This is a genomic window from Streptomyces asiaticus (assembly GCF_018138715.1).
GTDB classification, from domain to species: Bacteria; Actinomycetota; Actinomycetes; order Streptomycetales; family Streptomycetaceae; genus Streptomyces; species Streptomyces asiaticus.
In genome coordinates, this window is the sequence record NZ_JAGSHX010000006.1 from 3,718,918 (window position 1) to 3,741,110 (window position 22,193).

The 22,193-nt window shown below is 71.2% G+C and carries 20 protein-coding genes; 5 read left to right on the plus strand and 15 right to left on the minus strand.

Annotated features, from left to right (window positions below):
• The first annotated feature begins 107 nt into the window (after positions 1-107).
• Positions 108-476: a VOC family protein gene (locus KHP12_RS23030; protein WP_037954329.1), complete on the plus strand. Its 369-nt coding sequence runs from the start codon at positions 108-110 to the stop codon at positions 474-476.
• Between the two features lie 52 nt (positions 477-528).
• Here KHP12_RS23030 and KHP12_RS23035 read toward each other — a convergent pair whose 3' ends face one another.
• From KHP12_RS23035 to KHP12_RS23045, 3 genes are all read right to left on the minus strand, one after another.
• A complete protein-coding gene (locus tag KHP12_RS23035; protein ID WP_086879847.1) occupies positions 529-1,728 on the minus strand; it encodes a dipeptidase in 1,200 nt (399 codons plus the stop codon).
• Between the two features lie 275 nt (positions 1,729-2,003).
• Positions 2,004-2,528 carry a 5-(carboxyamino)imidazole ribonucleotide mutase gene (gene purE, locus KHP12_RS23040; RefSeq protein ID WP_086884528.1) on the minus strand — a complete coding sequence of 175 codons (525 nt, stop codon included), beginning with the start codon at positions 2,526-2,528 and terminating at the stop codon, positions 2,004-2,006.
• Positions 2,525-3,664, minus strand: a complete 1,140-nt coding sequence (locus KHP12_RS23045) for a 5-(carboxyamino)imidazole ribonucleotide synthase (protein ID WP_308036127.1) — start codon at positions 3,662-3,664, stop codon at positions 2,525-2,527. Before KHP12_RS23045 ends, purE begins: the two co-directional genes overlap by 4 nt.
• Before the next feature lie 162 nt (positions 3,665-3,826).
• On the opposite strand from KHP12_RS23045, the gene KHP12_RS23050 reads away from it, so the two are divergent.
• Positions 3,827-4,354, plus strand: coding sequence for a GtrA family protein (locus tag KHP12_RS23050; protein WP_211833631.1), 528 nt, complete (start codon positions 3,827-3,829; stop codon positions 4,352-4,354).
• A gap of 22 nt (positions 4,355-4,376) precedes the next feature.
• Here KHP12_RS23050 and KHP12_RS23055 read toward each other — a convergent pair whose 3' ends face one another.
• Together KHP12_RS23055 and KHP12_RS23060 are read right to left on the minus strand one after the other, a co-directional pair.
• Positions 4,377-5,627 carry a sensor histidine kinase gene (locus KHP12_RS23055; protein WP_086884526.1) on the minus strand — a complete coding sequence of 417 codons (1,251 nt, stop codon included), beginning with the start codon at positions 5,625-5,627 and terminating at the stop codon, positions 4,377-4,379.
• A gap of 22 nt (positions 5,628-5,649) precedes the next feature.
• Complete coding sequence (locus tag KHP12_RS23060) at positions 5,650-6,330, minus strand: response regulator transcription factor (RefSeq protein ID WP_020870789.1); 681 nt, start codon at positions 6,328-6,330, stop codon at positions 5,650-5,652.
• A 326-nt stretch (positions 6,331-6,656) separates the two neighbouring features.
• On the opposite strand from KHP12_RS23060, the gene KHP12_RS23065 reads away from it, so the two are divergent.
• Positions 6,657-8,183 (plus strand): peptide MFS transporter, encoded by a 1,527-nt coding sequence (locus KHP12_RS23065; protein WP_211833633.1) that lies wholly within the window; start codon positions 6,657-6,659, stop codon positions 8,181-8,183.
• Positions 8,184-8,294: 111 nt separating this feature from the next.
• On the opposite strand, the gene KHP12_RS23070 is transcribed toward KHP12_RS23065, so the two are convergent.
• The 6 genes from KHP12_RS23070 to KHP12_RS23095 all read right to left on the minus strand — a co-directional run bounded on the left by KHP12_RS23070 (position 8,295) and on the right by KHP12_RS23095 (position 13,872).
• The gene (locus tag KHP12_RS23070) at positions 8,295-9,713 is read right to left on the minus strand and encodes a hypothetical protein (RefSeq protein WP_086884524.1); all 1,419 of its coding nucleotides are present in this window, start codon (positions 9,711-9,713) and stop codon (positions 8,295-8,297) included.
• A gap of 1 nt (position 9,714) precedes the next feature.
• Positions 9,715-10,788 carry a hypothetical protein gene (locus KHP12_RS23075; RefSeq protein ID WP_086884523.1) on the minus strand — a complete coding sequence of 358 codons (1,074 nt, stop codon included), beginning with the start codon at positions 10,786-10,788 and terminating at the stop codon, positions 9,715-9,717.
• Positions 10,785-11,819, minus strand: a complete 1,035-nt coding sequence (locus tag KHP12_RS23080) for a COG1470 family protein (protein ID WP_086884522.1) — start codon at positions 11,817-11,819, stop codon at positions 10,785-10,787. The genes KHP12_RS23075 and KHP12_RS23080 overlap by 4 nt, the downstream gene beginning before the upstream one ends.
• A gap of 26 nt (positions 11,820-11,845) precedes the next feature.
• Complete coding sequence (locus tag KHP12_RS23085) at positions 11,846-12,622, minus strand: LPXTG cell wall anchor domain-containing protein (protein ID WP_086884521.1); 777 nt, start codon at positions 12,620-12,622, stop codon at positions 11,846-11,848.
• Between the two features lie 170 nt (positions 12,623-12,792).
• Positions 12,793-13,320 (minus strand): ATP-binding protein, encoded by a 528-nt coding sequence (locus tag KHP12_RS23090; RefSeq protein ID WP_138915297.1) that lies wholly within the window; start codon positions 13,318-13,320, stop codon positions 12,793-12,795.
• Between the two features lie 183 nt (positions 13,321-13,503).
• Positions 13,504-13,872, minus strand: coding sequence for an STAS domain-containing protein (locus tag KHP12_RS23095; protein WP_037954359.1), 369 nt, complete (start codon positions 13,870-13,872; stop codon positions 13,504-13,506).
• 253 nt (positions 13,873-14,125) lie between these two features.
• On the opposite strand from KHP12_RS23095, the gene KHP12_RS23100 reads away from it, so the two are divergent.
• On the plus strand, positions 14,126-15,073 hold the full coding sequence (locus KHP12_RS23100) for an RNA polymerase sigma factor SigF (RefSeq protein WP_037954360.1): 948 nt from the start codon (positions 14,126-14,128) through the stop codon (positions 15,071-15,073).
• A gap of 111 nt (positions 15,074-15,184) precedes the next feature.
• Here KHP12_RS23100 and hutI read toward each other — a convergent pair whose 3' ends face one another.
• From hutI to hutU, 4 genes are all read right to left on the minus strand, one after another.
• Positions 15,185-16,363 carry an imidazolonepropionase gene (gene hutI, locus KHP12_RS23105; protein ID WP_037954362.1) on the minus strand — a complete coding sequence of 393 codons (1,179 nt, stop codon included), beginning with the start codon at positions 16,361-16,363 and terminating at the stop codon, positions 15,185-15,187.
• A gap of 44 nt (positions 16,364-16,407) precedes the next feature.
• The gene (locus tag KHP12_RS23110; RefSeq protein ID WP_372455217.1) at positions 16,408-17,877 is read right to left on the minus strand and encodes a formimidoylglutamate deiminase; all 1,470 of its coding nucleotides are present in this window, start codon (positions 17,875-17,877) and stop codon (positions 16,408-16,410) included.
• Positions 17,868-19,055: an allantoate amidohydrolase gene (locus KHP12_RS23115; protein ID WP_211834899.1), complete on the minus strand. Its 1,188-nt coding sequence runs from the start codon at positions 19,053-19,055 to the stop codon at positions 17,868-17,870. Before KHP12_RS23115 ends, KHP12_RS23110 begins: the two co-directional genes overlap by 10 nt.
• Positions 19,056-19,213: 158 nt before the next feature.
• Positions 19,214-20,872 (minus strand): urocanate hydratase, encoded by a 1,659-nt coding sequence (gene hutU, locus KHP12_RS23120; protein ID WP_086879811.1) that lies wholly within the window; start codon positions 20,870-20,872, stop codon positions 19,214-19,216.
• A 230-nt stretch (positions 20,873-21,102) separates the two neighbouring features.
• Here hutU and KHP12_RS23125 point away from each other — a divergent pair, with 230 nt between their 5' ends.
• The gene (locus KHP12_RS23125; protein WP_086879810.1) at positions 21,103-22,119 is read left to right on the plus strand and encodes an MDR family NADP-dependent oxidoreductase; all 1,017 of its coding nucleotides are present in this window, start codon (positions 21,103-21,105) and stop codon (positions 22,117-22,119) included.
• Positions 22,120-22,193: the final 74 nt, after the last annotated feature.

Here is a 22,193-nt window from a genome sequence, read left to right on the forward strand (position 1 = left end):
AGGTTCCCTGTTTGACGGGGTGTGAGGTTCCCTGTTTGACGGGGTGTGAGGTTCCCTGTTTGACGGGGCCCGTTCGGTCAACCCGGGACGGGACCCGAGGAGGAGCCATGGCCACCGCCAAACTGGAACTTGTCGCGTTCGACTGCCCCGACCCCACCGCGCTCGCCTACTTCTACCAGCAGGTGCTGGGCGGTGAGATCAAGAACGAGGGGAAGCCCTGGGTCGATCTCCACCTGCCCGACGGGGCGCGGCTGGCCTTCCAGGAGGCGCCCGGCTTCGTCGCGCCGAGCTGGCCGTCGGCGAAGGAGTCGCAGCAGCTGCACCTCGATCTGCGGGTGGCCGATATGGCAGAGGCGCAGGAGCGGGTGCTGGCGCTGGGGGCCCGGGCGCTGGACCTCGACGACGAGGGCGGGAAGCGGGACTTCCGCGTCTTCGCCGACCCGGCGGGACATCCCTTCTGTCTGATTCATCCCTGACTCGTTCCCCGTTGTGTGCGCCTCAGACCGGGGCTTCCCCGTTGTGTGCGCCTCAGGCGGCGTCCGTGCCGTCCAGTTGGTCGATCGTCGCGATGGACGGGCCGCGTGTGGTCTGCGCCGCGCGTGCCGCGTCTTCTGCGCCGCGCAGCGTACGGACCGCGTTCTGCCAGGTCAGCTTGGCCAGGTCGGCCGGTGACCAGCGGCGGTCGAGGAGTTCGGCCACCAGGTTCGGATAGCCCGCGACATCGCCCAGGCCCTCCGGGGTGAAGGCGGTGCCGTCGAAGTCGCCGCCGATGCCGATGTGGTCGATGCCCGCCACCTCGCGCATGTGGTCGAGGTGGTCGGCGACGGTCGACACGGTGGCCATGGGGCGCGGGTTGGCCTCCTCGAAGGCGCGCTGCACCTTCATCGCGGCGGGCGTCATCTCCAGCGGATGCAGCCCGTGGGCGCGCATGTTCTCGTCCGCCTCCCGGGTCCAGGCGACCGCCTCGGGCAGTACGAACTTGGGCACGAAGGTGGCCATCGCCACGCCCCCGTTGGCGGGCAGCAGTTCCAGCACATCGTCCGGGATGTTGCGCGGATGGTCGCAGACGGCGCGCGCGGAGGAGTGCGAGAAGACCACGGGCGCCTCCGTCACCCGGAGCGCGTCCCGCATGGTGTCGGCCGAGACATGGGAGAGGTCGACGAGCATGCCCAGGCGGTTCATCTCGCGCACCACCTCCTCGCCGAAGTTGGTGAGGCCGTGGGCCTTCGGCTCGTCGGTCGCCGAGTCGGCCCAGGGGACGTTGTCGTTGTGGGTCAGCGTCATATAGCGCACGCCGAGGTCGTAGAGGGTGCGCAGGGTGGCCAGGGAGCAGTTGATGCTGTGGCCGCCCTCGGCTCCCATGAGGGAGGCGATCCGGCCCTCGGTCCGGGCCGCCTCCATGTCGTCGGCGGTGACGGCGGGGCGCAGGTCGGTCGCGTACCGGTCGGTGAACCGGCGGACGACATCGATCTGTTCGAGGGTGGCGCTGACCGCCGTGTCGCCCTGGAAGTCGGAGCGGACGAACACCGACCAGAACTGGGCGCCTACGCCGCCGGCCCGTAGCCGGGGCAGGTCGGTGTGGGTGTAGGCGGTGAGGTCGGTGGCCATGTCGCGCTGGTCGAGGTCGTAGCGGACCTGCTCGCGCAGGGCCCAGGGGAAGTCGTTGTGGCCGTCCACGATGGGGTGGGTGGCCAGCAGGTCGTGGGCTTGCGCGAGGTGATCGGTCATCCTCGTAGTTTCGTATGGGGCGGCGTCGAAGTCACGTGTTGTGGGGGCGAGTGGGGTGGGGGCGCCTACGGTGGGGCGCCTGCGGCGGGCTTTCCCCACCCCGCCCCTTCCCGAAACTGGGGGCTCCGCCCCCAGCCCCCCGTTTTCGGGGGCTCCGCCCCCGGGCCCCCGCCGGAGCTCCGCCCCGGACCCCGCTCCTCAAACGCCGGAGGGGCTGGAATTGCCCCGCCAGCGCCGGAGGGGCTGGAATTGCCCCGCTGGGGCTTGAATACGGCTCAGTGGCCGAAGCCGAACGAACCCGACCCGTCCACCTTCGCGCGCAGACGCTTGCCCTTCTCCGTGGCCTGGGCGTTGAGTTCGTCCTGGAACTCGCGCATCCGGGCCTGGAGTCCGGCGTCGTGGGCGGCCAGGATGCGGGCGGCGAGCAGGCCCGCGTTGCGGGCGCCGCCCACGGAGACCGTGGCCACCGGAACCCCGGCGGGCATCTGGACGATCGACAGCAGGGAGTCCATGCCGTCGAGGTACTTCAGCGGTACGGGTACCCCGATGACCGGCAGCGGGGTGACGGACGCGAGCATGCCCGGGAGGTGGGCGGCGCCGCCCGCGCCGGCGATGATCGCCTTGAGGCCGCGGTCCGCCGCGTTCTCGCCGTAGGCGACCATCTCGCGCGGCATGCGGTGTGCCGAGACGACATCCACCTCGTAGGGGACCTCGAACTCGTCGAGGGCCTTGGCCGCTTCTTCCATGACGGGCCAGTCGGAGTCGGAGCCCATGACGATGCCGATCACAGGAGCGCTCATTCGGTGATGGTCCCTCGGAGGTAGTCGGCGGCGTGGCGGCCGCGCTCGCGGACGTCGGCCAGGTCGTCGCCATAGGTGTTGACGTGGCCGACCTTGCGCCCGGGCTTCACGTCCTTGCCGTACATATGGATCTTGAGCGCCGGGTCGCGGGCCATGCAGTGCAGATACGCCGCGTACATGTCGGGGAAGTCGCCGCCGAGCACATTGGTCATCACCGTCCACCGCGCGCGCGGGCGCGGGTCGCCCAGCGGGAGGTCGAGCACCGCCCGTACGTGGTTGGCGAACTGGGAGGTGACGGCGCCGTCCTGGGTCCAGTGGCCGGAGTTGTGGGGGCGCATGGCCAGCTCGTTGACCAGCAGCCGGCCGTCGCGGGTCTCGAAGAGCTCGACCGCGAGATGGCCGACCACCCCGAGCTCGGCGGCGATCTTCAGCGCCATCTCCTGCGCCTGGCCGGACAACTCCTCGGAGAGGCCGGGGGCCGGGGCGATCACGGTGTCACAGACCCCGTTCACCTGGATCGACTCCACGACGGGGTAGGCGACGGCCTGACCGTGCGGGGACCGTACGACATTGGCGGCGAGCTCGCGGGCGAAGTCGACCATCTCCTCGGCGAGGACGGGCACGCCCGCGCGGAACGGCTCGGCCGCCTCCGCCGCGCCGCGGACGACCCAGACGCCCTTGCCGTCGTAGCCGCCGCGCACCGTCTTGAGGACGACCGGAAAGCCGTCGCCCTCGTCCGCGAATCGCGCCACGTCCTCGGGGTCGGCCACGATGCGGTGGCAGGGGCACGGCACACCGGCCGTACGCAGCCGCTCGCGCATCACACCCTTGTCCTGGGCGTGCAGCAGCGCCTCGACTCCGGGGCGGATGACCACGCCGTCCGCTTCCAGCGCGCGCAGATGCTCGGCCGGGACATGCTCGTGGTCGAAGGTGACCACATCACAGCCCTGTGCGAAAGCACGAAGCGTGTCCAGGTCGCGGTAGTCGCCGATGACGACATCGCTGACCACCTGGGCCGCCGAGTCCTGGGGGGTGTCACTGAGCAGCTTGAACCTGATGCCGAGGGGGATGCCCGCCTCATGGGTCATACGGGCGAGCTGGCCGCCGCCGACCATGCCGACTACCGGGAATGTCACCCTCCCAGGGTAACTTCCCCCTCCGACCGGCCCTGACCTGCGTTGGAGGAACCTCCAGACAATCCGCCGGGCCCAGCCTCGCGGCCTGAAGGGCGCGAGGCGCGGCTGCTGGTTAGCATGGGGTGATTGACAACGCCGACGGGACGGGGCTGAACGATCACCATGAGTGAACGGAGCACACTCGGTGGGCTGCGTGCCCGGATGGGGCAACTGACCCGCGAGATCGCGAAGTTCGGGGTGGTCGGCGGTGCCGGCGTCTTCGTCAATCTCGCGGTGTTCAACCTGGTGCGCGGGGTCACCGAACTCCCCGTGGTGCGGGCCAGCATCGTGGCCACGGTGGTCGCCACCGGCTTCAACTACGTGGGATACCGGTACTTCACCTACCGGGATCGCGACAAGCAGGGCCGCACCAAGGAACTCAGCCTCTTTCTGCTGTTCAGCGCCATCGGCCTGATCATCGAGAACGGTGTGCTCTACACCGCCACCTACGGCTTCGGGTGGGACAGCTCACTCCAGAGCAATATGTTCAAGTTCCTCGGCATCGGCCTGGGCACCCTCTTCCGCTTCTGGTCCTACCGGACCTGGGTGTTCCGGACGCTGCCCGCGCGGGAGGCCGTCGAGCACGCGGAGGCTTTCCTGTCCGAGGCGCCGCCCGCCCAGGCCACCCGGAAGCAGCCGGTCCGCAAGTAGCCCAGCGGCACGGCGGGGCCGCTCAGGAGACCGAGGGGTCCTCGGCCTCCCGGCTGAGGAAGAGTGCGAACACCGGCGGATGCTGCTGGAGCAGCTCCAGCCGCCCGCCGTCCGCCTCCGCCAGGTCCCGCGCCACGGCGAGCCCCAGCCCCGTGGAGTTGCGCCCGCTGACCGTGCGCTCGAAGACCCGCGCCCCCAGGTCAGGCGACACCCCGGGCCCCTCGTCCGAGACCTCCACCACGGCCTGGTTGCCGGTGACGCGGGTACGCAGCGCGACCGTGCCGTCACCGTGCATCAGCGAGTTCTCGATCAGCGTGGCCAGCACCTGGGCGACCGCGCCCGGGGTGCCCACCGCGCGCAGCCCCTTCTTGCCCGAGCGCACGATGGCGCGGCCCTCGCTGCGCGAGGCCGGGCGCCACTCCTCGATCTGCTGCTTGACGACCTCGTCCAGGTCGAAGGCGACCGCGGAGCCGCTGCGCGGATCGCGCGAATTGGTCAGCAGCCGCTGAACGACATCGGTGAGCCGCTCCACCTGGCCCAACGCGATCGTCGCCTCCTCCTTGACCGTCTCCGGGTCGTCGGTGAGCGTGATCTCCTCCAGCCGCATCGACAGCGCGGTCAGCGGCGTACGGAGCTGATGGGAGGCGTCGGCGGCCAGCCGCCGCTCGGCGGTGAGCATCCGGGCGATGCGCTCGGCGCTCGCATCCAGGACGTCGGCGACCCGGTCCAGCTCTGGCACCCCGTAGCGCCGGTGGCGCGGCCGGGGGTCCCCGGAGCCCAGCCGCTCGGCGGTCTCCGCGAGATCGGTGAGCGGGGCGGAGAGCCGGTGCGCCTGGCGTACGGCGAGGGCCACCGCGGCGAGCACGGCGAGCAGCGCCACCGCCAGGATGATCAGCATGGTGCGGCCGATCTCCCGGCTCACCGTGGAGCGGGACGCCTCGACCCGTACGACCTCGCCCTGCTCCCCCGGCTCCTCGGCGGAGATGACACTGCCCGCGGGGCGCTTGCCGATCTCCACCGTGCGGTGGTCGGGCATCCTGATCACGGCGTAGCGCCCGGGCTCGATCTGCTCGCGCAGCACCTTGGGGGTGACCCCCTCGCCGCCCAGCAGCCTGCTGTCGACGATGCTGACCAGGCGCACGGCGTCGGAGCTCACGCTCTCCTGGGCGCTGTTCTCGATGGTCCGGGTCTCGACGATGACCAGCGAAAGACCGAAGACCGCGATGACGACGAGCACCACGGCCAGGGTGGAGTTGATCAAGCGACGGCGCATTGCCCTACCGTGTCAGCTCTGGTCAGCTTTTCTCGAATCTGAAGCCGACACCGCGGACGGTGGCGATATAGCGGGGATTGGCCGCATCGTCACCGAGCTTCTTGCGCAGCCAGGAGATGTGCATGTCGAGGGTCTTGGTGGAGGACCACCAGGTGGTGTCCCACACCTCGCGCATCAGCTGATCGCGGGTGACCACCCGCCCGGCGTCCCGCACCAGGACCCGCAGCAGATCGAACTCCTTGGCGGTCAGCTGGAGCTCCTCGTCGCCCATCCAGGCGCGGTGCGACTCGACGTCGATCCGCACCCCGTGGGTGGCCGGCTGCTGTTGCTGCGTCTCGACCGCGCCGCGCCGCAGCAGTGCCCGGACCCGGGCGAGCAGTTCGGCGAGCCGGAACGGCTTGGTCACGTAGTCGTCGGCGCCGGCGTCCAGGCCGACCACCGTGTCCACCTCGTCCGCGCGGGCCGTGAGCACCAGCACCGGAAAGCCATGGCCCTCCGTACGGAGCCGACGGCAGACCTCGAGCCCGTCCATCCCGGGCAGGCCGAGGTCGAGGACGATCAGATCGACGCCTCCTTGCAGACCGGCGTCGAGCGCGGTGGGTCCGTCCTCACGCACCTCGACCTCGTACCCCTCGCGGCGCAGGGCGCGGGCGAGCGGCTCCGAGATGGATGCGTCATCCTCGGCGAGCAGTACTCGGGTCATGGGGGTGATGGTAGTCCGCTGAGATCGGAGCACGGGGCGCGTACGGCGCGACGGACGGAGCACGGACGGTTGCACACCTCCCCGTGAGCTATCTCTCACCGTCCCCAAAGGTGTCAAGAACGTGTCGTATGGTGAAACAACGTCTGTAGCACTCCTCCGGGACCTTTGGTGGCGACGACGCACCCAAAGGTCTCTGTCATGTCCGGAGCGGGACGGGGTCGGCACAACCGGCCCGGCCGCGCCCGGCCGCTCAGTCGCTCAGCCATCCCCCCCACAGGGCGCTGGCCCCGCCTGGCAGCGCTCCCTGAGCACGCAAGGAAACCACCATGGCGTCCAGCCTGACGAAGGGCGCCACCGCGCAGGGGACCCCTGCCGGCGGCAAAACCTTCTTCGGCCACCCCCGCGGCCTGGCCACTCTCTTCATGATCGAGATGTGGGAGCGATTCAGCTTCTACGGTATGCGGGCCCTGCTCGTGGTCTATCTGATCTCCGGTGGCCCCGACGCCAAGGACGGCGGGCAGGGCGGCGGACTCGGGATGACCGAGGGCAACGCGGTGGCCATCTACTCGGTGTACCTGGCCATGGTCTATCTGCTGGCCATGCCGGGCGGCTGGTTCGGCGACCGGGTCTGGGGTCCGCGCAAGACGGTGGTGATCGCGTCCGGCATCGTGATGGCCGGGCATCTGGCGCTCTCCGTCCCCGGCCAGGCGACCTTCTTCGCCGGACTCGGCCTGGTGGCACTCGGCTCCGGTCTGATCAAGGCCAATATCTCCACGATGGTGGGCCAGCTCTACGACGGTCCGCAGGACCCGCGCCGGGACGGCGGCTTCACCATCTTCTACATCGGCATCAACCTCGGGGCCTTCGCCGCCCCCCTGGTGATCGGCACCGTCGGCCAGTCGTACAACTGGCACCTGGGCTTCGCGCTCGCCGCCCTCGGCATGGCGCTGGGCCTGGTCCAGTTCCTGATCGGCACCCGCCACCTGAGCGCGGAGAGCAGCGTCGTCCCCACCCCGCTGGCCGCCGAGGAGCGCCGCTCCTGGCTGCGCAAGGCGATGATCTGGCTGATCGTGGCCGCGGTCTTCTACACCGGCGTGGTGCTGAGCGGCAGCTGGACCCTCAACTGGGTCCTGATCCCGATCACCATCCTCGGCCTGATCATCCCGACCGGGGTGCTGATCCGGATCAAGCGCGACCGGGAGCTCTCGGCGGTCGAGCAGACCAAGGTGAGCGGGTACATCTGGTTCTTCGTGGCCGCCGCCGTGTTCTGGATGATCTACGACCAGGGCGGTTCGACGATGTCGGCCTTCGCCGACTCCAAGACCGCGGACACGGTCTTCGGGCTGCACTTCCCGTCCTCGTGGTTCCAGTCCGTCAACCCGCTGATGATCATGGCGCTGGCGCCGGTCTTCGCCTGGCTGTGGCTGTGGCTGGCGCGGCGTGACCGGGAGCCGAACACCACGCTGAAGTTCGCGATGGCCCTGGTCCTGGTCGGTGCCTCGTTCTTCGTCTTCGTCGTGCCGATGGGGATGGCCGGGGACGGGACCAAGGTCAGCCCGCTGTGGCTGGTGTCGATCTACATGATCCAGACGATGGGTGAGCTGTGCCTGTCGCCGGTCGGCCTGTCGGTGACCACCAAGATGGCGCCGGCGAAGTACGCCAGCCAGATGATGGGCGTGTGGTTCCTGGCCGTGACCGCGGGCGACTGTGTCACGGGCCTGCTGTCCATCGCCGGGGTCGATCTGAGCGGGGGCGGGGTGATCGCGCTGGAGGCGACGATGGCGGCGCTCGCGGGCTTCGCGGTCTTCATGTACCGGAAGAAGGTCGTGGCGTTGATGGCCGACGTCCACTGACGTCCGTAAGGACGTCCACTGACGTCAGTAAGAGGCTCACGAGGGGCCCGGCGCGGGGAGATCCGCGCCGGGCCCTTCGCCATTCGTGTGGGCTTTCGTATGGGCCGGTGTTCAGCGGGTGGTGCCGCGCAGCTTGCGCCACGGGGTGAGGGTGAAGATGGCGCCGCCGAGCAGCACGGTGGTACCGGCGATCAGGGCGAGCGCCTTCAGCCCGCCGTGGTCACTGGCACCGGTGTCGGCGAGTCCGCCGCTGGTGGACGAACCGCCGCTGCTGCCCGAACCGCCGCCGCCGGAGGTGGAGCCACCGGAGCCGCTGCCGCCGCCGGTCGAGTCACCGCCGGTGGTGCCGCCGGGCTGGCCGGTGGTGTCCAGTTCCAGCGAGGCGCCGGGGTCCTTGGACGGGGTGCAGGTGGTGGTCGTACCGAGCGCCTTGACCGTCAGCACCCCGGGGGTGAGCGTCGACTTGCCGCTCGCACCCGGTTTGTAGGTGCCGGTGAGGTCGGGGATCTCGATCGGATCGCCGGACTTGATGGGCCCCTTGTTGGTCGGCCCCGCCACGGCGACGGTGCCCTTGTCCGCACCGCCGACCTTGACGGCCATCGACGGCTTGACCGAATTGGCGGGGATGTCGGCCGGGCTGTCCATCACGGACTTGCCGAACTTCACGGTCAGCTCGAAGTTCCCACCGCTCTTGGTGGCGTTGATCTGCACCGGGGAGGTCGCGTTCTTGTCGCCGATGGGGGTCTTGCAGGCGTAGGCGACCTGAACCTCCTTGCCGGTGTACGAACCGCCACCGCCGCCCCCGCCACCGGTGGTGCCGCTCGTGGTGCCACTGGTCGTTCCGCTCGTGGTACCGCTGGTGCTGCCACTGGTCGTTCCGCTCGTGGTACCGCTGGTCGTACCACTGGTGGTGCCGCTCGTGGTACCACTGGTCGTCCCGCTCGTGGTACCACTCGTCGTACCGCTCGTCGTACCGCCCGGGCCGCTGCCGCCGTCCGTCACTTTGATGGTCGCGGCGGCCTTCACGTCCTCCTTCGCCGAGCACTTGGTGTCCGTGGACAGCGGCTTGCTGACATTGATGTTGTAGCCGCCGGGCGTCAGCGTCACCTCTCCCGCCTTGGTGAGCTTGAGCTTCCCCTTCATGTCGGAGAGCTTCATCTCACCGCCCTTGGGGATCGCCGGGTTCTCCCGCGGCCCCTCCATGGCCAGTTCGCCGGTCTGCGCGCCGCCCACCGTGACGGTGCCGGTCGGCAGCACGGTGTTGGCCTCCAGGTCGAGGATGGGCGGGTTCTTGGAGGCGGCCTGCACCGTCTTCCACACCACCTCGACCTCGTCCCCGACCTTGGCCGTCTCCGGTGCCGTCACGGCCACGGTCGTGGTGCCCTCCACCGGGGGCAGTCCGGAGATGGGGGGCGGTAAGCACTCGGTCTTGTACGAGACGTCGGCGCCCTCCGCGCTGCCCGCGCCGAGCAGCACGCCCGCACCGCCGAGCAGCAGCGCGACGGCGGCCGCACTCACTCTTGGTCGCATCTCACGTGGTTCCTTTCGGGGTCGGTCGGTTCTCCTCGGTCGGTGCGGAAATCTGGTGGCGCGGCCGAGCCTCCGGCGCGGTGTCCGGGGTGAACCAGGGCAGCGCCGGCGGTGCGCCGTCCGCCGCGGCCGGTCCGGACGGCGGCGACGAGGGCGGGAACGGGGGCGGTGGCGGTGGCGGCGCGGTCCGGGCCGTACGGGGCCGTACCTTGTCCACGACGGCCATGCCGATCCGGAAGACCGTCGCCGAGACCACCACGCACAGCAGGACCCAGAAGAGCGTGACGCCCCAGGGCCGTCCCACCGCCCACGGCTGTTCGACGAGCAGCTTGTGGCCGTAGCGCAGTGAGACCAGATAGTCGCCATGGGCCCCGGCGGACAGTTCGACGTCCAGCTTGACCTGCGCCTTCTTCCCCGGCTTGATGGTCCCCCGCCAGCGCTGCTCCTCCCAGGACGGGGCGAAGACGCCGTGCGAGCTGCCCACCTCGAAGACCGGGTCGCGGGCCGGGGTCGAGCCGAGATTGCCGACGGTGACCACGAGCTTTCGCCTCGGCGGTGCGCCGAACCAGGTCAGCACCCCGCTGGAGCCGTCGAGCCGGGCCGAGAGCACGCTCAGCCGCTCGCCCCCGGTCCGCTGCTTCGGCAGCGGCGCGACCGGGTGTCCGGCGACCTTGAACGCCACGTCCGCGGCGGCGGCTTCGCCGGTGACGGTCGCTATATGGATGACACAGGGGCAGGGTTTGGGCGGCTCGGACACCGGCAGCTTCTTGGTGAAGGTGCCGTCCTTGCCGACGGTGACCGCCCTGCCGGCGCCGTTGGCGCACGCATTGGTGCCGCCGATCATGTTCTGCCCGCAGATGAGCAGGGTGAGCAGGGCGCGCGGCCGCCAGTGGGCGCCGGTCACGGTGACCGTGCCGCCCGTGCCCGCCTCGGCCTTGGAGACCTTGGCGGTCGGGCCCTCGGCCGCCGCGGCGCCGCCCGTAAGGGGCGCGCCGAGGGTGAGGAGGACCAGGGCGAGCACGGTGAGCACGGCGGAGGGCCGGACCGGGGTGCCTGGGTGTCGGCGTGCGTTCACGTGGTCGCTCCTGCCCCTGTGCGCTGCGATTGCGGCTGCGGTTCCGGCTGCGGCTGTGCTTCCGGCTGCGGCTGCGATCGCGGTGTGCGGTGTCGGCGGCGCCGCCTACGCAGCAGCCAGACGCCTCCCCCGGCGCCCGCCAAGGCGGTCGCCGCCGGTGCGAGCAGCCACCAGGGGACGGCCGTGTAGCCGGCGGTCGCGGTGGCGTGCGCGCCCCCGCCCGCGGTGACGGTGAGCGTCACGTCCACCGAGTCCAGGGCGGGCGGGTCCGGCCAGCTCTCGGTGAGCCGGACCCGTTTGCCCGGCGGCAGCTCGACCGGCAGGGTGCGGGGGGCCCGGCGCAGCACCTGGCCGAAGAGCCCGTCGGCACGTACGGCCAGCCGGGGGGTGAGCACGGTGTTGCCGCGGTTGACCAGGGCGTAGCGGATGGCCGCCCCGTCCCCGTGACCCTGGACCGTCACGTCCTCGACGGAGAGGGCGGACAGCGTCGCGCCGCTGATCCGCAGCCGCAGCCGGACCGCGATCTCCCGGCCGCCGGAGGAGACCATGACCGCGCCGGGGTGCTCACCGGGCACCGCGTCGGAGGGGACGGTGACGGTGAAGGGAATGTCGGCGCGGGTGCGGGGCGGCACCGTCACCCGCCGTTCGGCGAGCGCGATCCGGGCGCCGTCGCCGCCGCGCAGCCGGACGGTGCGGGGGTGCTCGCTCCGGTTGGTGACCGAGAGCTTGTCCTCGAGGACGGCGCCGGGCCCGCCTTCGAGGTAGATGTACGGCCGGTCGCCCGCGCCCGGCGCGCCGCCGCCCCCGGCGGCAGGGGCCGCCGACCAGTCGGGCCCGGCCGCGGCCGCCGTGGCGGTCCACGACGCGGAGCTCACCAGGGAGGCCAGGGAGGCGGCCAGCAGGACCGGGGCACAGGCGCGGACGGCTCGGCGGACGGCCGGACGTACCGCTGCCCGGACACCCCGGCGTACGGCTGCCCGCCCGGCCGGGCGGATGACGGCATGGACCGTGGCACGGATACGCGACGGCATCGGCGGCTCCTCGGCTGCCGCGCGCGTCAGGAGGTGGGACGCTGACGGCGGGTCAGCCAGAGCGCCCCGGCCACCCCGGCGAGCAGCACCGTGCCGCCGAGGGTGCCGAGCGCGACGGCGGAGTCCGTCGGTCCGGTCTGCGGCAGCTGGTCGTTGCCGGAGCCGCCCTGCGCACCGCTGGAGCCGTCCGATCCGCCCGTGCTCGTACCACCCGTACTACCCGTACCGCCCGTACTGCCCGAACCGCCGGTGGAGCCGGAGTCTCCGCCGCCGCCCGCGGCCTTGACGTCCAGCGTCAGCGAGGGCTTGGGGTTGTTGCCGGGGGTGCAGGTGGTGGTCGTGCCCAGCGCCTTGATGGTGAGCGTGGAGGCGGTGAAGGTGACCTTTCCGCTCTTCTTGGGGGTGTAGGTGCCCGACAGGTCACTGATCTTGATCGGGGTGTTGGCGGGGATGGCCTTGTCGTTGGCGGGGCCCGACACCGATACCGTGCCGCTCTCCGCTCCGCCCAGTTTGATGAGCGCGCTGGGGTGCATGGCGCCCTTGCCGAGCTCGACGGGGCTGGAGGAGACGCCCTTCTGGAAGGACATCGTGAGCTTGTAGGAACCGCCGCTCGCGACGCTCTTGATGTCGATGGGCGATACGGCGCTCTTGTCGCCGATCGGCGTCTTGCACTTGTAGTCGACGTCCACGGTGTCGGCGTGCGCGGCCGGGGCGGTGAGCAGCACCACGGACCCGGCCAGGGCCGCCGCGAGCGTGAGGGCGCCGCCACGGCCGGCCGGACGGCGTTGGTTGTGGGACACCACGAGATCCCCTCTCGTCAAGCGCCGCAGCCGAATGTAACTGACGGCACATCAGATTGGGCGCTGACGGTACGCCGGGGACCTCGTCAAGGGAAGACAAAGAGCACGCCGGATCGGCGTGGGGCGGAGAAGGGGTGGGGGAAAGCGGGATCGTGGCGCCGGAGCCGTGCTCTTCAGCCCGGCGCGGCCAGCTCGGCCCAGACCGTCTTGCCGGTCCCCTCCACGTTCCGCACGACCCCCCAGTCCAGGCACAGCCGCTGGACGATGAACATGCCATGGCCGCCGGGGCGTCCGGCGCGGTGCGGGGTGCGCGGCGCGGGCGTACCGGTGCCGAGGTCCACGACCTCCAGACGGAGCACTTTGGCGTTGCAGCTGACGCGCAGCTCCTCGGGGCCCTCGGCGTGCAGACAGGCGTTGGTGACCAGCTCGGAGACGACGAGCAGCACATCCTCGGCGGCGGCCCGGTGGTCGGCGGTCGCGGCCGGAAGCCACCCCCAGTCGCGCAGCGCCTGGCGGGTGAAGTCGCGGGCGCGCGGCACGGCCCCGCTGGCACCGATCAGATGGAGTCTGCGGATCTGGCGGGTGGGGCCGGCGGTCGGAGGGGCGCCGGCGGTCGGAGGGGGCGGTGGGGAGGCCGAAGCGGCGGGGCCGTCCGGGTCCGGGCCGCGGTCGCCCGGCGGGTACGGCCGCGTGGTGCTCATCAGCGCTTCACCTCACCGATTCACCGATTCAGGGACAAGGGATACCTGATCTCTTCAACAGTTTCAGCCTGTCTCCTGCCCGGCCATAGCGTGAGAACACCCACTACTTCCGCCCCATCGATGTGACGCGGGCAACGCATCGATGACCCATCGATGACACGCCGGAAACAGGAGTGAGCCAAGTCACTCGACAAGAGCGGCGTCAAGCGACCCATGCACGGTAAAGACGGCGTCCGCGCCCGTGATCTCGAACACCCGGGCAACGATCGGCAACATCCCTGCCAGGTGGACGCCGCCGCCCGCGGCCTCGGCCTTGAGCCGCGCGCCGAGGAGGACATTGAGCCCGGTGGAGTCGCAGAACTCCAGCTTCGAGCAGTCCACCACCAGCCGGACACGTCCCCCCTCCACGCATTTCTCAAGCGGCTCGCGCAGCACCTCGGCGGTGTGGTGATCCAACTCACCCACCGGCGTGACGACCGCACTCGCCCCGTGGTGCCGAACCTCGACCTGAAGTCGGCCCTTGCTGGCGCTGCCGACCATCCCGCGGTCCATCTGCGCACCTCTTCTGGCGTCTCGTTGCTTTCGATTGCGCGCATCGAACCCTACGCCTTCTACCCGCTGCTCTGGTAGCCGAACATTTCGCATAGTTCGGCAAATATGGACAACGTGGACTTGCCACTTGGTGGCCGATGCAGGTAGGCGTAGAGGGTCACACCCGCTTACGGACCGGCTTTGGAGGCGCCGCTCACCGGAGCAGCACGTTATGGCACCGGCAGCCATATGCCGAAGAACGATGGAGGAGACTATGTCACCCCGCCTCGACGACACGCGTACCGAACCCACGGGGAGTACTCGGACCACCGTTTCGTCGGCCCCCCTGCCCGAGCAGTTCACCCCCGACGTTGACGCCCCGGCGACCGTTGGCCATCTCTTCGATGAACTGCCGGAATTGTCCGATCTGCCGGAAATCCCGCCGTATGACACGGTAGCGCCGGTGGACGCGAGGGCTCTGTCGAAGACCCTCTTCGAACGTCTCGAGGTGCTGGAGGAAGGCACCCACGAGTACGCCTATGTGCGTAACACCCTGGTCGAGCTCAACTTGGCGCTGGTCAAGTTCGCGGCCTCCCGGTTCCGCTCCCGCAGCGAGCCGATGGAGGACATCGTCCAGGTCGGCACCATCGGCCTGATCAAGGCGATCGACCGCTTCGAGACCGGCCGGGGCGTGGAGTTCCCGACCTTCGCGATGCCGACGATCGTCGGTGAGATCAAGCGCTTCTTCCGCGACACCAGTTGGTCGGTGCGCGTGCCGCGGCGCCTCCAGGAGCTCCGTCTCGACCTGGCCAAGGCCGGCGACGAGCTGGCCCAGCGGCTCGACCGCGCCCCCACCGTCGGCGAGTTGGCCAAACGGCTGGACATCAGCCCGGCCGAGGTGGTCGAGGGCATGGCCGCGAGCAACGCGTACACCGCGAGCTCGCTGGACGCCCAGCCGGAGGAGGACGACTCCGAGGGCGCGCTGGCGGACCGGATCGGATACGAGGACCACGGGCTCGAAGGCATCGAGTACGTCGAGTCCTTGAAGCCGCTGATCGCCGATCTGCCTGCCCGCGACCGGAAGATCCTCTCCCTGCGCTTCGTGGCCAATATGACGCAGTCGGAGATCGGTGAGGAGCTGGGCATCTCCCAGATGCATGTCTCGCGGCTGCTGTCGCGCACCCTCCGTCGGCTCCGCAAGGGTCTGATGATCGAGGAGTGACGCCTCCGCAGACGGATAAGGGCCCGCCCCCGGATCGCCCGGGACGGGCCCTTATCCGTGTGCTCTGCGCCTATGCCTATGCGTGTGCCTATGCGTGTCTCCGCCGTGCCGTCAGACCAGGGTGCCCTCGTGCCACACCGCCGAGACCAGGGGCACGCCGGGGCGGTAGGCGAGGTGCACATGGGACGGGGCGTCCAGCAGCGCCAGATCGGCGCGGGCGCCCGGGCTCACCCGGCCCACGTCGGTACGGCGCAGGGCCCGCGCCCCACCGGCCGTGGCGGCCCACACCGCCTCGTCCGGCGTCATCCCCATCTCCCGCACGGCCAGGGCGACGCAGAACGGCATGGAGCTGGTGAAGGACGAGCCCGGGTTGCAGTCCGGGGACAGGGCGACCGTGACGCCCGCGTCGAGCAGCCGGCGCGCGTCCGGATAGGTCGAGCGGGTGGAGAACTCCGCGCCCGGGAGCAGGGTGGCCACCGTCTCGCCCTGGGCCAGCGCGTCGACGTCCTGCTCGGTCAGATGGGTGCAGTGGTCGGCTGAGGCGGCGCCCAGCTCGACCGCCAGTCGCACCCCGGGGCCGTAGGAGAGCTGGTTGGCGTGGACCCGCGGGATCAGCCCGCGCTCCTTGCCCGCGGTCAGGACGGCGCGGGCCTGGTCGCCGTCGAAGGCGCCCTGTTCGCAGAAGACGTCGATCCAGCGGGCGTGCGGGGCGCAGGCGTCCAGCATCGGGCCGGTGACCAGATCCACGTACCCGGCCGGGTCGTCGGCGAACTCGGGGGCGACGATATGCGCCCCGAGGAAGGTCACCTCGTCGGTGTGGGCACCGGCGATGGTCAGGGCGCGGGCCTCGTCCTGCGAGGTCAGCCCGTAGCCGGACTTGATCTCGACGGTCGTGGTGCCCTGGCGGCGCGCCTCGGCCACATAGCGGCCCACGTTGGCGTGCAGCACGTTGTTCGAGGCGGCGCGGGTGGCGGCCACGGTGGTGCGGATCCCGCCCGCGCTGTACGGGCGGCCGGACATCCGGGCGTTGAACTCCTCGGTCCGGTCGCCCGCGAAGACCAGATGGGAGTGGGAGTCCACAAAGCCCGGAATGGCGGCCCGGCCACCGGCGTCGACCCGGTTGTCGGTGGCGGGTGCTTTGCTGGACTCACCGACCCAGGCGATGCGGTCGCCGTCGATGACGACGGCCGCGTCCCGGATCAGGCCGAGGGGGCCTTCACCGAGGGAGGGGTCATTGGTGACCAGAGTGGCGATGTCGGTGATGGCCGTCGTGGGCGTCGCGGTCGTCATCGTGGGGGTGCTCTCCTTCGTCGGCCGTGCCGGTAGCGGCCGGGTCACGGTCCGTGCAGGGCTTCGATGGCCTCGGCCAGCGCTTGCGGCACACGCGGGACGAGCTGATGGGCGCCGTCCCGTACGACATGGCGGCCGCCGACCACGGTGTGCCGGACATCCGCGCTGGTCGCCGCGAATACGGCGGTCTCCGCGCCCAGCCGGGGCGGCGGTCCCGCGGTGCGCACCGAGTCCAGCGCGATCGTGGTGAGGTCGGCGAGCGCCCCCACCTCGATCCGGCCCGCCTCCGCGCCCCAGCCGAGCGCCGCATGGCCGTCCGCGGTGGCGGCCCGCAGCAGCTGGGCCGCGGTCCAGTGGCCCCGGGCGCGGGTGCGCAGCCGCTCGTCCAGCTCCATGGCGCGGGCCTCCTCCAGGATGTCGATCACGGCGTGGCTGTCGCTGCCCAGCGAGAGCGGTGAGCCCGCGCTCTGGAGCTCGACGGCCGGGCCGATCCCGTCGGCGAGGTCACGCTCGGTGGTCGGGCACATACAGACACCGGTGGCGGTGTGGCCCAGCAGCCGGATGTCGCCCGGGGTGAGATGGGTGGCGTGCACGGCGGTGGTCCGCGGGCCCAGCACCCCGTGGTCGGCGAGCAGCCGGGTGGGGGTGAAGCCGTGAGCCTCCACACAGGCGTCGTTCTCCGCCGTCTGCTCGGAGAGATGCACGTGCAGGGGCGCCGTGTGCTCGTCGGCCCAGCCGGACACGGTCGCCAGCTGATCGACGGGGACGGCCCGCACCGAGTGGATCGCCGCGCCGATGCGGGTGTTGCCGTCACCCTTCAGCCCGGAGACCCGCTCGGCCCAGGCTTCGGCGGTGCCGTCGGAGAAGCGCAGCTGGTGCTCGTTGGGCTCGGCCCCGAAACCGGAGGAGAGATAGCAGGTGTCGAGCAGGGTGATCCGGATACCGGCCTCGGCCGCGGCCGCGATCAGGGCCTCCCCCATCGCGTTGGGGTTGCCGTAGCGGGCGCCGCCGGGCGCGTGGTGGAGGTAGTGGAACTCCCCGACGCAGGTGATCCCGGCCATGGCCATCTCGGCGTAGACGGCTCGGGCCAGCTCGAAGTAGCTGTCCGGGGTCAGCCGGTCGGCGACGCCGTACATCACCTCGCGCCAGGTCCAGAAGGAGTCCGGCGCGCCGCCCTTGCGCTGCTGGTCGGCCTGGCCGTTCGCCTCGTCTCCGGTCTCGGCTCCCGTCTTGCCGCCGTTTTCGCCGTCCGCCGCGCCGTTCGTCCTGCCGTTCGTCCTGCCGTCCGCCTGGACGACTCCGCGCAGGGCCCGGTGGAAGGCGTGGCTGTGGGCGTTGGCCAGGCCGGGGAGCGTCAGACCACGGAGGGTGACGGACCCGGCGGGCGGCCGCGGGCTCCCGGGCACCACCGCCGTGATCCGCCCATTGGCCGCGGCCACGATCACCACGTCCGACCGCACGCTTCCGTCCACCCAGGCGTGCTCCGCCCAGTACGTCTGCGCCGTCAGTGACACGCCAGGCCCTCCAGTACCTCCGCGAGTGCGGCCACACCGGCGAGGCAATCGTCCTCGCCCGCCGTCTCCGCGGGTGAATGCGAGACGCCGGTGGGGTTCCTTACAAACAGCATGGCCGTCGGAACCGACGCGGACAAAATGCCGGCGTCGTGCCCGGCCCCGGTGGGGAGGATCGGAACGCCGCCGAGCAGGCCCGAGAGCTGGTCACGCAGGTCGTGGGCGAACTCCACGACCGGGGTGAAGGACTCCCGGGTGACCCGGACGTCCACTCCGTCGCGCTGTCCGCGCTCGACCGCGGCACGCTCGATCTCGCCGACCACGGCGGCCAGGGTCTCCTCGTCGGCCGCGCGCGAGTCCAGCCAGCCGCGGACCAGGCTCGCGATCGCGTTGACCCCGTTGGGCTCGACGCTGACCTTGCCGAAGGTCGCCAGCGCCCCGGCGAGCTTCGCCTTCTTACGGGCGGCGAGGACGGTGTTGGCGTAGGTGAGCATCGGATCGCGGCGGTCCTCGATCCGGGTCGTCCCGGCGTGGTTGGCCTCGCCGTGGAAGTCGAACCGCCAGCGGCCGTGCGGCCAGATCGCGGAGGCGACGCCCACGGGGTTCTTCGTATCGTCCAGGGCCCGCCCCTGCTCGATGTGGAGCTCGACGAACGCGCCGATGCGGGCCAGCCGCTCCGGGTCCGGGCCGATGGCGTCCGGGTCGTAACCGGCGCGCTCCATCGCCCGGGGGAGGCTCAGCCCGTCCGCGTCGCGCAGCTCATGCGCCTGCGCGACGCTGAGCTGCCCGCTCGTCAGCCGGGAGCCGACACAGGCCAGGCCGAAGCGGGCGCCCTCCTCGTCGCCGAAGTTGACGATGGCGAGCGGTTTGGTGGGGTGGGCGCCGCGTGCTCGTAGCTCGTCGAGGGCGGCGAAGGAGGAGACGACGCCCAGCGGGCCGTCGAAGGCGCCGCCGTCGGGGACGGAGTCCAGGTGCGAGCCGGTGACGATGGCGTCTCCGGCTTCCGGGTCGCCGAGCCAGGCCCATTGGTTGCCGTTGCGGTCCACTTCGTAGGTGAGGCCGCGGTTTTGGGCTTGTTCCTTGAACCACGTTCTACAGTCGGCGTCCGCTTCGGTCCAGGCGTAGCGGCGGTAGCCGTTTGTTGTTGTGTTGCGGCCGATGGGGGTCAGGTCGCGCCACATGTCGTGGAACGACGCGCTGGTCGTGCTGGGTGCGCCCACGGCCGTCTCAGCCTCCGTTTCGTGTGCGGGTGCGGCCCGGTGGTCGGGTTGTGCCCACCCGTCCCTCCCCCAGCTACCGCTGGGAGGTGCCCCCTCCGCGGAACGATTGCTCACAACGGTCACTCCGACTCCCTCATGGGGATCCTGACGTCTCGCTCGTCGGCTACTTCGTCCGCTCGGTCGTAGCCCGCGTCCACGTGGCGGATGACGCCCATGCCGGGGTCGTTCGTCAGGACGCGGCGGATCTTCTCGCCCGCGAGCGCCGTGCCGTCGGCGACCGTGACCTGGCCCGCGTGGATCGAGCGGCCCATGCCGACGCCGCCGCCGTGGTGGATGGAGACCCAGGAGGCGCCCGAGGCGACGTTGACCATGGCGTTGAGCAGCGGCCAGTCGGCGATCGCGTCCGAGCCGTCCAGCATGGCCTCGGTCTCGCGGTACGGGGAGGCCACCGAGCCGCAGTCCAGGTGGTCGCGGCCGATCGCCAGCGGTGCGGCGAGCGTGCCGTCGGCGACCATCTCGTTGAAGCGCTCGCCCGCCTTGTCGCGCTCGCCGTAGCCGAGCCAGCAGATACGGGCCGGCAGCCCCTGGAAGTGGACCCGCTCCTCCGCCATCTTGATCCAGCGGGCCAGCGACTCGTTCTCCGGGAAGAGCTCCAGGATCGCCTTGTCCGTGGCCGCGATGTCCTTCGGGTCGCCGGACAGGGCCGCCCAGCGGAACGGGCCCTTGCCCTCGCAGAAGAGCGGCCGGATGTAGGCGGGGACGAAGCCGGGGAAGGCGAAGGCGCGCTCGAAGCCCGCCAGCTTGGCCTCGCCGCGGATCGAGTTGCCGTAGTCGAAGACCTCGGCGCCCGCGTCCATGAAGCCGACCATGGCCTCGACGTGCTTGGCCATGGACTCGCGCGCCCGCTGGGTGAAGTCGGCGGGCTTCTCGGCGGCGTAGGAGGCCATCTCGTCGAAGTCCACGCCGACCGGCAGATACGACAGCGGGTCGTGGGCGCTGGTCTGGTCGGTGACGATGTCGATCGGGGCGTTCATCGCGAGGAGCTGCGGGACCAGCTCGGCCGCGTTCCCCAGCACACCGATCGACAGGGGGCGCCGGGCGTCCCGGGCCTCGGTCGCGAGCTGGAGCGCGTGGTCCAGGCTGTCGGCGCGGACGTCCAGGTAGCGGTGGTCGATACGGCGCTCGATGGCGCGCGGATCGCAGTCGACGCAGATCGCGACGCCGTCGTTCATGGTGACCGCCAGCGGCTGGGCGCCGCCCATGCCGCCGAGGCCCGCGGTGAGGGTGATCGTCCCGGCCAGGGTGCCGCCGAACTTCTTCGCGGCGACCGCGGCGAAGGTCTCGTACGTGCCCTGGAGGATGCCCTGGGTGCCGATGTAGATCCAGGAGCCGGCGGTCATCTGGCCGTACATGGTCAGGCCCAGCGCCTCCAGGCGGCGGAACTCCTCCCAGTTGGCCCAGTCGCCGACCAGGTTGGAGTTGGCGATCAGCACCCGCGGCGCCCACTCGTGGGTCTGCATGACGCCCACGGGACGGCCCGACTGGACCAGCATCGTCTCGTCCTGCTTCAGCGTGCGCAGGGTGCGGACCATGGCGTCGAACGAGCGCCAGTCGCGGGCCGCCTTACCGGTGCCGCCGTAGACGACGAGCTTGTCGGGGTGCTCGGCGACCTCCGGATCGAGGTTGTTCTGGAGCATCCGCAGGGCGGCTTCCTGCTGCCACCCCCGGGCGCTGAGCTCTGCACCACGCGGCGCCCGTACGAGTCGCGGTCCTGTCATGGGCCAAGCCTCCCTGTGCCATCAACTGGTTCGACTGCATGGACTGCAGCGACTGGATCGAGTTATTCACATCTTGATGCCGATGAATATGACTAGTCAATACCGTGGGGTTCCGCATACGCCCAGGTGGTTCCGCGGCGCGGGCTCCCCGTGCTGGTCACGGCCGACCCGCGCCGGGCCGCGGGGTAGCGTCACCAGGTCGTGTCCCCACGCCCGCCGAGGAGCCCTTCGTGTCCCTCCCCGCCACCCACCGCGAGGTCCGTCTGGCGGCCCTGCCCGACGGGGAGCTCACCCCCGGTCACTTCGAGGTCGTCACCGCTCCCGTCCCCGCCCCCGGCCCCGGTCAGGTGCTGGTGCGCAACCGGCTGATGAGCGTCGCCGCCGTGATGCGCCCGCTCACGCTCGCCGACCCGGACGCCTTCGGCCTGCCCCAGCTGCTGCACAAGGCCGGTGAGGTGATGCGGGGCGCGGCCCTCGGCGAAGTGGTCCGGGCGCCGGGCACGGACCTCGCCCCCGGCACCCTCGTCCGCCACCGCGCGGGCTGGCGCGAGTACGCGGTCCTGAACGCCCCCGAGGTCTCGCCCGTCGACCCCGAGGTGCTGCCGGACCCCGCGGCCCATCTCTCGCAGGGGTTCACCGCCTGGCTGGGGGTGGTGCGCGGGGCCGGGGTGCGCCGTGGCGACACGGTGTTCGTCACCGGCGCGGCGGGCGGAGTGGGCTCCCTGGCCGGGCAGTTCGCCCGGCTGCACGGCGCAGCGCGGGTCATCGGCTCCACCGGCTCCCGGCACAAGGCCGACCGGCTGACGCGGGAGCTGGGCTATGACGCGGTCGTGCTGCGCGGCGCCGGATCGATCGAGGAACAGCTGCGCGCGGCCGCCCCCGACGGCATCGACGTCCTCTTCGACACCGTCGGCGGCGAACAGCTGCGGGCCGCCCTGGCCCTGGCCCGCCGCAACGCCCGGTTCGCCCTGGTCGGCGCGCTGGCCGCACAGCTCTCCGACGACGCGCTGGCCCCGACCGCGATCAGCACCCTGGCCCTGATCACCCGGAGCATCACACTGCGCGGCATCAGCGCGGTGGACCACCAGGACGCCATGCCCGGGTACCTGAGCGAGTTCGGCCGGGCGCTGCGCGAGGGCGCGCTCACCTACCCGTACACCCGGCTGACGGGGATCGACCAGGCGCCGGGCGCGCTGTGCGAGCTGGTGGCGGGCCGCCATCTCGGAGCGGTGCTGGTGGAGCTGTAGGGCCGGGTCGGCCCGGCTCCGGGGGCCGCGCTCCCGGCGACCGCACGACCCCGCCCCCGGAGCGCCCCCCGCGG